This is a genomic window from Gemmatimonadota bacterium, assembly GCA_016712265.1.
Taxonomy (GTDB): Bacteria; Gemmatimonadota; Gemmatimonadetes; order Gemmatimonadales; family Gemmatimonadaceae; genus RBC101.
In genome coordinates, this window is sequence record JADJRJ010000031.1 from 641676 (window position 1) to 653872 (window position 12197).

The window sequence follows — 12197 nt, forward strand, 5'->3', positions numbered from 1 at the left end:
GCTCCCGATGCGGGAACGCGCCATCGGTGGCGGTTCCTTCGGCCTTGGATACGCGCGCCGTCGGACCTGGTTGCTGTGTCCCTCCTGCCGGAACAGCGTGATCTTCGATGCTGAGCGCGGCACGCGAACGTGAGGACGCTAGATTGCCTTTCTGCCTCCACACCCGCCCATCGTGACCTTCTTCGACCGACTGCAGGAGAGCTTTGCCCAGCTTGGGGACATCGTCCCGGCGCTGGCTGGCGCCCTGGTCATCCTGTTCGCGGGATACCTGCTGGCGAAACTCGTGGAGCGTGGCGCCGAGCGGCTGCTGCGCCGGGTGCGCCTGAACAGCCTGTTGGCGCGGGGTGGGGTGCTGGAGGCCGTGGAGCGTTCGGGCTCGCACTTCAACCCGACGCGCGTTGTGGGCAAGCTGCTGTTCTGGTTCGTGATGTTTGCGGTGATCATGGTGGCGGCCAACGCGTTAGGCATGGAGTCGCTGGCGGGCGTGTTCGCCGAGCTTGTGGGCTACATCCCCAGCCTGATGTCCGCGGTCGTGATCCTGATCGTAGGGATCGTGCTCGGTCGGTTCACCGGTGGCCTGATCATGGCCTCCGCGGGGGCCGTCCAGGGCGGCCCGACCCTGGCGCGTGTTGGACGGGGCGGGGTCGTCGTGTTGGCGATCTTCATGGCGCTCCAGGAGCTGGGAATCGCGACGGACATCGTGACGACTGCGTTCGCCATCCTCTTTGGCGCGATTGCGCTGGCCATGGCGCTGGCGTTCGGGCTGGGGAATCGCGAGTTGGCCGGCGAGGTGACGCGCGAGTGGTACTCGCGCTATCGCGCGGAGCGTGACGCCATCGAGCGCGAGACGGCTGAGCGGGAGCAGGAGGAGGAGGCTGAGCTGGACGCCGAGGATGTGGCCGATGATGCGGAGGCGCAGGCACGCGCGGCGGCGGTGGCGAAGGGTGCCGAGGTGAAGACCACCGACTGACCTGCCGATGGCGCCGTGCCTTGCGTCATGGCGCGTTGGTGTTACGCTCCCGATTCGCGTCTGCCGTCTGCCGTCTGCCGTCTGCCGTCTGCCGTCTGCCGTCTGCCGTCTGCCGTCTGCCGTCTGCCTTTCACCTGATTCTCTCCCATGGCCACTCTCGCCCCCGCCGACCTGTCGCTTGAGGAACTCTGGATGCCGTTTACGGCGAACCGGGCGTTCAAGCGAGCCCCGCGCCTGCTCGCCAAGGCCCACGGGATGTACTACACGGACGTGGATGGGAACGAGATCCTGGACGGAACGGCCGGGTTGTGGTGCGTCAACGCGGGACACTGCCGCGAGCCGATTGTCACAGCGGTCCAAAAGGCGGCGGCAACATTGGACTATGCCCCAGGCTTCAACATGGGGCACCCGCTGCAATTCCAGCTGGCGACGCGGCTGGCTGCCATGACGCCCGGCGACCTCGACCACGTGTTCTTCGGCAATTCGGGGTCCGAGGCAGTCGACACGGCCCTGAAGATTGCGCTCGCGTACCACCAATCGCGGGGCGAACCGCAGCGCCGGCGCCTCGTTGGCCGCGTGCGCGGGTACCATGGCGTGGGATTCGGCGGCATCTCCGTCGGCGGGCTCGAAAACAACAAGAAGGCGTTTGCGTCGCACCTGATGCCGCACACGGATGCACATCTTCCGCAGACGCATGGCATCGCCGAGAACTTCTTCAGCCGCGGGCAGCCAGTACACGGTGCCCATTTGGCTGATGCATTGGAAACGATGGTGGCGACGTACGGCGGTGACACGATTGCTGCCGTGATCGTGGAGCCGGTGGCGGGGTCGGCCGGCGTCCTGGTGCCGCCTCGGGGCTACCTGGAGAAGTTGCGCGAGATCTGCTCGGCGCACGGCATCCTGTTGATCTTTGACGAGGTCATTACGGGGTTTGGACGGCTCGGGTCGGCATTCGGCAGCACGTATTTTGGGGTGACGCCGGACATCATGACGGTGGCCAAGGGGATCACCAATGCGGCCGTCCCGATGGGGGCGGTGTTCGTTCGCAACGGGATCTACGAGAGCGTGGTGAATGCCGCGGAAGGCGGGATCGAGTTTTTCCACGGGTACACATACTCGGGACATCCGCTGGCGTGCGCGGCGGCCCTGGCCACACTGGACCTGTATCGGGACGAAGGGTTGTTCGAGCGGGCGGCGGAACTGGCGCCGTACTGGCAGGATGCCATCCACTCGCTCAAGGGCGAACCCCACATCGTCGACATCCGCAACGTGGGGCTGGTCGCCGGCATCGAGCTGGCCACGCGCGACGGCAAGCTTGGAGCGCGGGCGATGGACATTCATGTGAATTGCTTCCGGAACGGCCTGCTGATTCGCGTGACCGGGGACATCATCGCGCTGTCTCCGCCGCTCATCATCGAGAAGCCGCAGATCGACCGGATCGTGGACGGGATTCGCACCGCGATTCGCTCGGTCGACTAGGTCGAACCCGCCCCCCCTGCCGGCGGTGCCGCGGCACGGCTGGTGGGGGCGGTGACGTGGAGCCCGACGCATCGCGTCGGTTTGTGAGGGCGGCTCCGCATGGGTGGGTGGTTGCGCGACGCCGCGACATCGTCAGCTTGTGGGGTCCCCTGACGCCCCTCGCATGCGCCGCTCCTTCCTGTTGTTCGTCCTGCCGCTCACCGTGGCCGCCCAGAAGCCGCGCGAGCACGACCTCAAGTTGCCCATTGGCGGGACCCCCGGGCGACTGAACGCCATCACTGACGTCGCCGGTGTCGAGGTGGGCCACACCACCTTAATCTCGGGGAGCGGACCGCTGGTGGTTGGGAAAGGCCCGGTGCGCACGGGAGTCACGGTCGTACATCCGCGCGGCAAGACGAGCGCGGATCCCGTCTTTGGAGCGTGGTTCACGCTCAACGGCAACGGGGAGATGACCGGGACCACCTGGCTGCAGGAGGGGGGCATCCTTGAGGGCCCGATCGGCATCACCAACACGCATTCGGTCGGGATCGTGCGCGACGCGATCCTGATGTGGCAGGTCGGTAAGCCGGGGCTGCAGCCGTGGGGGCTGCCCGTGGTGGCCGAGACGTACGACGGCGGCCTGAACGACATCAACGGCTTTCACGTGACGCCGGATCACGTCAAGGCCGCGCTCGATGGCGCGACGGGCGGTCGCGTGCTGGAGGGAGCCGTTGGCGGCGGGACGGGGATGCGGTGTCACGGGTTCAAGGGCGGGATCGGCACCGCGTCGCGCGTCTTGCCCGCGAGTCAGGGCGGGTACACCGTCGGGGTGCTGGTGCAGTGCAACTACGGAAGCCGACGCGACCTGCGTATTGCCGGGGTCCCGGTGGGGGAGGAAATCACGGACCTCCAGTCCTGCCATGCCGGGCCCGGCGCCGTGCCGGCGGAGATGCGCGGGGTGCCCAAGTGCGGGACGAGCGGAGGGGACGACGCGGCCAGCGATCCCAATCGCGAGCAGGGCTCGATCATCGTGGTCGTGGCGACGGACGCGCCGCTGATGCCGCACCAGCTCCAGCGGGTCGTCAAGCGAGTTGCGGTCGGGCTGGGCCGGCAAGGTGGCTTTGGGGGAAACGGGTCCGGCGACATCTTTTTAGCGTTCTCGACGGCGAACCCCCGCACGGCCATGACGCCTGACTCGGCGAGTGTAAAGATGCTGAGCAACGCGATCATCTCCCCGCTGTTCCAGCTGACGGCGTGGGCGACGGAAGCGGCAATCACTAATGCCCTGCTGGCCGCCGAGACGATGACCGGCGCCAACGACCTGCGGATTTATGCCTTGCCGCAGGACCGGCTGCTCGCCGCCATGCGCAAGTATGGGCGCCTGCCCTGAGGGGTGAGGTGTGGGCGCGGAGGACGGGGCGCGGGTACGCATGGCCAGGACATCAGCGCAATTGACGCGGAGGCTCTATGGGGAACGGGGATGAGGCGCAGGACCTGGGGATGGACGAGGCGGTCACGCGTCGTGACTTCCTGAACGGTGTCGCGATCGGCCTCGGCGCGTTAGGCGCCCTGACGCCGCCGGAGCTGCTCCGGGCCGGCTTGCTGGGGCAGGCTGGGGAGGACTATCCGCCCGCGCGGACCGGCTTGCGTGGGAGCCACGATGGCGCGTTCGAGGCGGCCCATCGCCTGCGGGATGGGGCGACGGCGGACGCGTTCGGTCGGGCCACGCCGGTGGATGGGCGGTATGACCTGGTGGTGGTCGGCGCTGGCATCTCCGGCCTGAGTGCGGCGCACTTCTTTCGCGAGCAGGCCGGACCACGGGCGAAGATCCTGATCCTCGACAACCACGATGACTTCGGCGGGCACGCCCGCCGCAACGAGTTTGCCGTCGACGGCCGGTTGTTGCTCGGGTACGGCGGGACGCAATCGATTGATGGACCCGCCGGCTATTCCGCCGAGGCGAAGGCGCTGCTGAAGGCGCTGGCCATCGACACGCAGGCGTTTTATCGCCACTACGACCGCGAGTACTTCACGCGGCTCAAGCTTACGCCTGGCGTGTTCTTCAGCAAGGAATCGTTTGGCCGCGACGTGCTGGTGCCGCGGCCGCGAGGCAACGGGGATCGGGCCTTCCTGGCGAAGGCGCCGCTCAGTGCCCAGGCGCGGCGCGACCTGCTGCGGCTCCACACCGAACGGAAGGACTACCTCGCCGGCCGCACCCGGGAGGCCAAGCTCCAGCTCCTGGCGAAAACGAGCTACAAGGACTGGTTGCTGCAGCACGTGCGGGTGGGCGCCGACGTCGTGGCGATGTTGCAGAACAGCACCCATGACCTGTACGGCGTGGGGATCGACGCGGTGCCGGCGGGTGATTGTCGGGGGTTGGGTTTCGCCGGTTTTTCCGGGCTCGGCCTCGATGACGTGGCTGGTCCCGGCCAGGGGCTGTCCGCGGCGGGCGGCGACGAAGAACCGTACATCTTCCATTTCCCCGACGGCAACGCGAGCATCGCGCGGCTCCTGGTCCGCCGATTGGTGCCCGGTGTGCTCGACGGCCGGACGATGGACGACATCGTCCTGGCCCGCGCGCGATATGCGGCGCTCGACAACGCGAGGAATGCCGTTCGGATCCGGCTGCGCGCCACGGCGGTGCGCGTGCGCCACCTGCGACCCAACCATGCCGGCGATGTCGAGGTCACCTACGTACGCGACGGCCGGGCCGCGCGGGTGAACGCGGGCGCGTGTGTCCTGGCCTGCTGGCATGGGACCATCCCCCACCTGTGTCCCGAGATCCCACGCGAGCAGCAGCAGGCGATGAAGTACCAGGTGAAGGTGCCGCTCGTCTACACCAATGTCGCCATCCGGAACTGGACCTCTCTCGCGCGGCAAGGCGTGCACAGTGTGCGCTGTCCCGGGATGTACTGGAGCGGGGTCAGCGTCGACTTTCCCGTGAGCATGGGGAGCTATCGTTTCGCCCGGGGCCCGGAGGAGCCGGTCGTCCTGCATATCCTCCGGACGCCCAACCAACCCGGGTTGCCGGCGCGCGACCAGCATCGGGTGGGCCGCACCGAGTTACTGGCGACGCCGTTCGTCACGTACGAGGCCCAGGTGCGCGACCAACTCGCCCGAGTGCTCGGACCGGGTGGATTCGACCCGGCGCGGGATATCGCGGGGATCACGGTGAATCGCTGGTCGCACGGGTACACGTATGAGTACAACTCGCTCTACGATCCGGCGTGGGCGCCCGGACAGGCGCCGCATGAACTGGCGCGGGTGACCCGTGGCCGCATTGCCATCGCGAATGCAGACGCGGCCGCCTATGCCTACACCGACGCAGCAATTGACCAGGCGTGGCGTGCGGCGAGCGAGCTGACGGGGCCCGGTCGACGCGGAGGCCCATCGCGACCGGGGGCGGGGTGACCACCGGCCGTGCGCGGAGGGCGACCGTCTGCTGGACGCTAGCCCTCCTGCCGTACGTGCTGCTGACGGCGCGTCACTGGGGTTGGCACCCGGACGTCCTGCTTGGCGATCACGCCCAGTACGTGTCCCACGCGCTCGCCCTGCTTGATGGCCGGCCGTACACGGATATCGGGTACCTGTATGATCCGGGCGTCTGGGGGGTGGGGCCACCCGCCTATCCCCCGGGGTTTCCCTTGACGCTGGTTCCCGTCATCGCGGCCTTCGGTCGTGATCCCGCGGTGTTCCGGCTGCTCAACGTGTGCTTCGTCCTGCTCCTGGCCGCGGCGGTGTCCCGGGCCATGTCCAGGGAGATCCCGGTGTGGCAGCGTGCGCTCGCCGTCGGGCTCGCGGCCTTTGGGATGGAGAGTTCGGGTGGCTTGCTCGTCCCGCTCTCCGATCCCGGGTTTTGCGTATGGTTCTGGCTGTTTGTGGCGATGGTGGACCAGGCGACGGCCTGGGCACCGTCGCGGGTGCTTCTCCTGTCGCTGGTTGGTGGGGCCGCGATGGCCTATCGTGCCCCCGGTGTGGTCCTCATTCCGGCGCTGGCCGTGTTTGGGGTCATGACCTGGGGCCGGTGGCGCGGTCGTCCGTGGGGCCCGCTCGCTGTGTGGGGGGCCGCCGGGGCGGTCGCCCTCGCACTTGGCCTGGGGCGCAATCCGTATCGGGACCTGCTGGGCGTCACCTTCACGGTGTGGTCGCAGCGATGGACCCTGGCGTGGGATGCCCTCCGTTTCGCCTGTTTTGAGGTGCTGGGGTATCCGTTGCCCGGTGACATGCCTAACGATTTGTACCACCTTGGCGCGATGCTCCTGGTGGCCGGTGGGATGGGCATGCTGGCGTGGCGCTGGCGGCGCTCGTTTCTGGGGGTCGCCCTGCTGGCGTACGGCGCGATGCTGGCGCTCTCGCCCGTCGCGAATACGCGCTACTACTGGCCGGTGTACCCCGTGATCGGGCTGGCGTTTGTGATGGGGTTGGATTCCGTCGTGCGCGCGGTGCGTGTTCCGCGGCCGTCGGTCGCCACCGCGGCGGTGGTGCTCGTCATTTTGGCCGGGAGCCTCGCGCGCGGGTGGGGCCAGCGGCCGCCGCACTCCCTCCTCGGCGACTCCGCCGGGCGCGAGATGCTCGCTTGGGTGGCGGGCGCCGACTCGCAGGCTCCGATGCGCCTTGCCTTCCATAACCCGCGCGTGGTCACACTGGAGACGGGCGTCCCGGCGATGGGGATCGCAGACCGAACCACGGACGGGCACATCGAGCTCCTGGCGTCGCAGCGCATCACGCACATCGTCCTGCCCAAGCCGCCGCACGCGGGCTGTGTGTCGCAGCAGGTCGCCCGCCTGGGGGTGCGACATCCGCAGTGGGCGGTGCCACTGTGGGAGAACGAGGGGTATCTCGCTTACCGGCTGGATCCGGAGCGTATCCCCGCACCCGGGTCGTGGGAGATGATCGACTGGGCTACCCCCGAGCGATACTGCCCCTCGCCGTGACAAGGAGCATTCGTTAGGCGAAGCGGCTTGTCCACATGCCTTGCCCCACCGTTTGGTGGCCGGCACATTCCGGGTGCCCCCGTTTCCTGCGGCCTCTTCCCGACCCGTCCATGCGTGTCCCGCTGTCCCTGGTTCCTCGCGTCGTGGTGGCGTTGCTGTTCGCCACGACCGCCTGCTACCGCAACGTTCCCGTCGAGTTGGCGCAGGTTGCCCCTGGCACCCCCGTCAAGGTGCACCTGACGGCCGTGGCGCAGGATCGACTCCGGCAGGAGAATCCGGCGGGGCCGCGTCGCGAGTCGCTCACCGGGAAGTTCGTTCGGCTCACCACGGACAGTGCCGTGATTGGTGTTGAGTCGACGGTGATGGAAGCCAACGTGCGCACGCGGACCTTTTATTCGGACGTCCCCCTGCTGCGTGCGGACCTTCGCCTGGTCGAGCGACGCGAACTCAATCGGCGGCGGACCGCGCTCACCGTCGCGGGGCTGGGCATTGGCGCGATTGCCGCCGTGCTTGTGGCCGTGGAGTACGGGGGCAGTTCGACCGGGACCGTCAATCCGGGACCCGGGGTGCCAGAGCAGCGGATCCCGCTCGGGATCCGCCTGGCCATCCCCTGAACTACTTCATTACCGGCATCACGAATTCGCTCCCCACGCGAATCCCGGTGGGCCACCGGGAGGTCACGGTCTTCTGTTTCGTGAAGAAGCGAACGCCCTCCATCCCGTGCTGGTTCATGTCGCCAAAGGCTGACTGCTTCCACCCGCCAAAAGAATAGAAGGCGAGGGGGACGGGAATCGGGACGTTGACGCCCACCATACCCACCTGGACCCGGCTGACGAACTCGCGTGCGGTATCGCCGTCTCTCGTGTAGAGGCTGACCCCGTTGCCGAAGGGGTGGCTATCGGCGAGGGCCAGCGCCTCCTCAAAGGTGGACGCGCGCACGACGCAGAGGACGGGGCCGAAGATCTCCTCCTGGTAGATGCGCATCGCCGGCGTGACATGGTCGAACAGGCATCCGCCGAGGAAAAACCCCTCTTCGTGTCCCGTGACGCGTTGCCCGCGGCCGTCGACCACCAGGGTGGCCCCTTCGGCGAGGCCCTGCTCCACATATCCGGCCACCTTGTCCCGGTGGGCGGCGGTGACGAGCGGGCCCATCTCGACGCCATCGCCTAACGAATTGCCCATCCGGATCCCGCGGACGCGTTCGGCCAGGCGCGCGACGAGGGCGTTGGCGGTTGCCTCGCCGACCGCCACTGCCACGCTGATGGCCATGCAGCGCTCGCCGGCGGAGCCATACGCCGCGCCGATGAGGCCGTCCACCGCTTGCTCGAGGTCGGCGTCCGGCATCACGAGGAGGTGGTTCTTCGCACCGCCCATCGCCTGTACGCGCTTGCCGTGCTGCGCGCACGTCTCATAGATGTACCGTGCAATCGGCGTCGACCCCACGAAACTCACCGCCTGAACGGTCGGGTGGGACAGCAGCGCATCCACGGCGACCTTGTCCCCGTGGACCACGTTCAGTACGCCAGGGGGGGCACCAGCCTCCACCAGCAACTCGGCCAACCGGACCGTGCTTGACGGGTCCTTTTCCGACGGCTTGAGGACAAAGGTGTTCCCGCAGGCAATGGCCGGGGCGAGCATCCAGAGCGGGACCATCACCGGGAAGTTGAACGGCGTGATCCCGACACAAACCCCCAGCGGCTGCCGGAGCGAATACGAGTCGATCCCGGTCCCGACGTTCTCGCTGAATTCCCCCTTGAGCAGGTGCGGAATGCCGCAGCAGAACTCGACCACCTCGAGCCCGCGCTGGACCTCGCCGCGGGCATCGGCGACCACCTTGCCATGCTCGCACGCGATCAGGCGCGCGAGTTCGTCGGTGTGCTCCTCGATCAGCTGCTTGAAGCGGAACATGACGCGGGCGCGGCGCAGGGCCGGGGTGGCGCTCCAGGCCGCAAAGGCGCGATGGGCGTCCTGCACCGCCGCATCCACATCCTCGGGCGTGGCGAGCGGCGTCGCTCCGGACACCATGCCCGTCGAGGGATCGAACACCGGTCCCCAGCGCTCGACATGCTGCAGCGTGCGCTGTCCCCCGATGAAGTGATGAATGAAGGGCACCGCGTCGTCGTTCGACGCGGTCGGGTCAGCTGCGGGAAGTACCGTCGTCATGAACTGCGCGGCTCCAGGGAGCGGAGGGAAGGCGCTCCGCCAGGCTTACGCCTTGAGGAGGCCCGTGATCACAGGAAGTGCACGGCGCATCTCGTCCATCGTACCAATGGAGATGCGGGCGTGGGTATTCAGCGGGGGGAAGGGACGTCCGATCGCCACGCCCTCCTTGGCGCACGCATCCTGGAACGACTTGGCGTCGCGGCGGATGTCGGCCATGATGAAGTTCGTGTACGTCGGGAGCGCCTTGAACCCGGCGTCGTTGAGCGTCTTGAGGGCCAGGCTCCGGGCCTCGCCGTTCATCCGCTGCTGTTCCTTGATGTGGCCGGTAAGCTCGCACGAAGCCATGGCCGCCGCGGATGACAGGGCACTCACACTGTTCTGGAGCCGCCACGGCTCGAGCCGCTTGATCGTGCTGGCGTGCGCGATGCCGTACCCCACGCGCATGCCGGCCAAGCCGAACACCTTGGAGAAGGTACGGGCGACGATGATGCGCGGATCGTCGAGTGCGGCAGGGATCGCCGTGTCGTACCCGGGGAGGTCGCAGTACTCGAAGTAGGCTTCGTCGACCAGGATGGAAGCGTTCGGGGCGCGGCGGTGGACATCCTTGATGAAGGCGAGGACGTCGCTCAGCGGGTAGGCGCTTCCGGTCGGGTTATTCGGATTGCACAGGAACACGAGTCCGGCGCCGGGAGCGGCGGCGGCCATGGCGCCCAGGTCCAGCCGCAACATCGCGTCCACTGCCGGCGCCATGGTTTGGCGGCCGAGCCGAGCCATGTGGGCCGCGGGTTGCTCAAAGGTCGGTGCCGCTGCGACGAGGTGCGCCGTATTCGACGTCAGTGCCTCGGTGCAGATGCGCAAGGTCTCGCCTGAGCCCGCGCCCAGCAGGACGTTCTCTTCCTTCACGCCATGGCGGCGCGCAACGGCGGTGCGGAGCGCTGCATCGTTGGACTGCGTGTACCGGTTCGCGTCGCCAAAGGCGCCCGTGATGGCTTGGACCGCTGCCCGCGCCGGGCCGTGTGGATTCTCGTTGCTGTTGAGCCTGATGACACCGTTCGCGTCGAATCCGGGAGCGACCCAGCTGCCCGCCTCCATCCCCCGCGCCTGCAACATGGGGATGAGCGAGGCACTTCCGGCAACAGCGGTACCGAGGAACGCACGTCGGGACTGCGGCATTTGGGGCTCCGGCGGAGGGATGCGAGAAGATAGGTCTCGGAAGCGCCCGGTGGCGAGGGCCGGGGAGGCGGCGCCGTCGCCGGGTGTGCATGTTTCGCCTCGCTCGACCTGTCCCGGCAACATGCCAGGACCCCGCCTGTTCTCCGACCCTCCGACTACTCCCGTGCCTACGATCGATCCCGTCGCGCGCGCCCTTGTGCCGGTGGATTCCGCCGCCGCTGCCGCCATCTCCGCCCTCAACTACGACGAGTTCCAGAGCGATGGTGAAGCATGGGATATCCTGCAGCGGCAACCCAAATCCGTCCTCCGGGTCACGATGCCGCAGTGCGACGTCCCGACCCGCGATGCGCTGCTGGACGAGCACGCCCCCGAGACCCTGGCGCGCGCCGGCGAAAACCTTCAGGCGCTGGCGCGCGACCCGATCACGCGGACCCTCACCAACATCCTGTGGGTCTACGAGATCACGGTGCCGAGCGACCCGTCCATACGGCAGATCGGGCTCGGGGGAATGGGGCGGACCAATGAGATCCGGACTCCGGACAACCCCTCGGGCAGCATCATTCGCAACGAGGGGGTCCGGGAGTCCAAGGCTCGAGGGCGTGCCGAGCTGACGGCGGCGACGCGCGCCGACATGGGGATGGTGAACAACGCGGTGGACGATGAGCGCGGAGACTTCTACTCCGCCCTCGACGTGCACGCGCGGAACCACCCGGTGTCATTCGAGACGCGTGACGAGGAAGGCAACCGGCATCGCGTGTGGATCGTGCAGGATCCCGCAACCATCCAGGGCTTCCAGCAACTCCTGGCCCGGGAACCGCAGGCCTACGTGGCGGATGGGAACCACCGGAGCGCCGCTGCGGCCATGTTGGGGTATGAGCACTTCCTGACGGTGTTCTTTCCCGCGCGGACGATGACGATCGCGCCGTACAACCGGCTCGTGGACACGGGCGGTCTCTCCCGCGACCAGCTCCGGGCGACCCTGGAAACGACCTTCGAGGTCGAAGCCGCACCCGTGGTCGGTCCCTGGCAACCGACGCACACGCACGACATCGGGCTGTACGACGGTGCCCGTTGGCTACGCCTGCGTCCGCGGCCCGGGACGTTCGATCCCGCCGATGCCGCCCAGGACATCGACGCCGACATCGTCCAGCAGCACCTGTTTGCCACGGCCCTGGGCATCACCGATGCGCGGGACGATCGCATCACCTACGTCGGCGCGAATCGTGACGAGCGGTGGTTGCAGGCCGAAGTCGACGCCGGGCGCCATGGCATTGCCGTGACCTTGCCACCGGTCACGATGACGCAATTCGTGCGCATCTGCCGCCAGAACCAGTTGATGCCGCCAAAGTCCACCTGGTTCATCCCGAAGATCCGCATTGGCCTCGTGATGGCATTGCTTTAATCCGGCGTTAAGGCGGCGCGGACGCCGTGTGAGCTGCGAGGCGCGGAGATTGCGCGTAGGAGGATGCGGACCCCCCGGTCCGCTTCATTGACGACCC

At 67.9% G+C, this 12197-nt stretch carries 9 protein-coding genes; 7 read left to right on the forward strand and 2 right to left on the reverse strand.

Annotated features, from left to right (window positions below):
• Positions 1-172 precede the first annotated feature (172 nt).
• The 6 genes from IPK85_23720 to IPK85_23745 all read left to right on the forward strand — a co-directional run bounded on the left by IPK85_23720 (position 173) and on the right by IPK85_23745 (position 7976).
• Complete coding sequence (locus IPK85_23720) at positions 173-970, forward strand: hypothetical protein (GenBank protein ID MBK8250376.1); 798 nt, start codon at positions 173-175, stop codon at positions 968-970.
• Between the two features lie 147 nt (positions 971-1117).
• On the forward strand, positions 1118-2449 hold the full coding sequence (locus IPK85_23725) for an aspartate aminotransferase family protein (GenBank protein MBK8250377.1): 1332 nt from the start codon (positions 1118-1120) through the stop codon (positions 2447-2449).
• A gap of 163 nt (positions 2450-2612) precedes the next feature.
• Positions 2613-3818 (forward strand): P1 family peptidase, encoded by a 1206-nt coding sequence (locus tag IPK85_23730; protein MBK8250378.1) that lies wholly within the window; start codon positions 2613-2615, stop codon positions 3816-3818.
• Positions 3819-3928: 110 nt separating this feature from the next.
• Positions 3929-5839 (forward strand): NAD(P)-binding protein, encoded by a 1911-nt coding sequence (locus tag IPK85_23735; protein ID MBK8250379.1) that lies wholly within the window; start codon positions 3929-3931, stop codon positions 5837-5839.
• Positions 5836-7362, forward strand: coding sequence for a hypothetical protein (locus IPK85_23740; GenBank protein ID MBK8250380.1), 1527 nt, complete (start codon positions 5836-5838; stop codon positions 7360-7362). Before IPK85_23735 ends, IPK85_23740 begins: the two co-directional genes overlap by 4 nt.
• A 110-nt stretch (positions 7363-7472) precedes the next feature.
• A complete protein-coding gene (locus tag IPK85_23745; protein MBK8250381.1) occupies positions 7473-7976 on the forward strand; it encodes a hypothetical protein in 504 nt (167 codons plus the stop codon).
• Position 7977: 1 nt separating this feature from the next.
• On the opposite strand, the gene IPK85_23750 is transcribed toward IPK85_23745, so the two are convergent.
• Both IPK85_23750 and IPK85_23755 read right to left on the reverse strand, forming a co-directional pair.
• Positions 7978-9525, reverse strand: coding sequence for a CoA-acylating methylmalonate-semialdehyde dehydrogenase (locus IPK85_23750; protein ID MBK8250382.1), 1548 nt, complete (start codon positions 9523-9525; stop codon positions 7978-7980).
• A 45-nt stretch (positions 9526-9570) separates the two neighbouring features.
• A complete protein-coding gene (locus tag IPK85_23755) occupies positions 9571-10698 on the reverse strand; it encodes an aminotransferase class I/II-fold pyridoxal phosphate-dependent enzyme (GenBank protein ID MBK8250383.1) in 1128 nt (375 codons plus the stop codon).
• A gap of 163 nt (positions 10699-10861) precedes the next feature.
• Here IPK85_23755 and IPK85_23760 point away from each other — a divergent pair, with 163 nt between their 5' ends.
• Entirely contained in the window at positions 10862-12100 is a 1239-nt protein-coding gene (locus IPK85_23760) for a DUF1015 domain-containing protein (protein MBK8250384.1), read from the forward strand.
• Positions 12101-12197 lie beyond the last annotated feature (97 nt).

Bases quoted from the DNA above. Each gene is read 5' to 3' on its own strand.
- IPK85_23735 (MBK8250379.1), top strand. From the start codon at position 3,929: ATGGACGAGGCGGTCACGCGTCGTGACTTCCTGAACGGTGTCGCGATC.
- IPK85_23750 (MBK8250382.1), bottom strand. From the start codon at position 9,525: ATGACGACGGTACTTCCCGCAGCTGACCCGACCGCGTCGAACGACGAC.
- IPK85_23725 (MBK8250377.1), top strand. From the start codon at position 1,118: ATGGCCACTCTCGCCCCCGCCGACCTGTCGCTTGAGGAACTCTGGATG.
- IPK85_23745 (MBK8250381.1), top strand. From the start codon at position 7,473: ATGCGTGTCCCGCTGTCCCTGGTTCCTCGCGTCGTGGTGGCGTTGCTG.
- IPK85_23755 (MBK8250383.1), bottom strand. From the start codon at position 10,698: ATGCCGCAGTCCCGACGTGCGTTCCTCGGTACCGCTGTTGCCGGAAGT.
- IPK85_23730 (MBK8250378.1), top strand. From the start codon at position 2,613: ATGCGCCGCTCCTTCCTGTTGTTCGTCCTGCCGCTCACCGTGGCCGCC.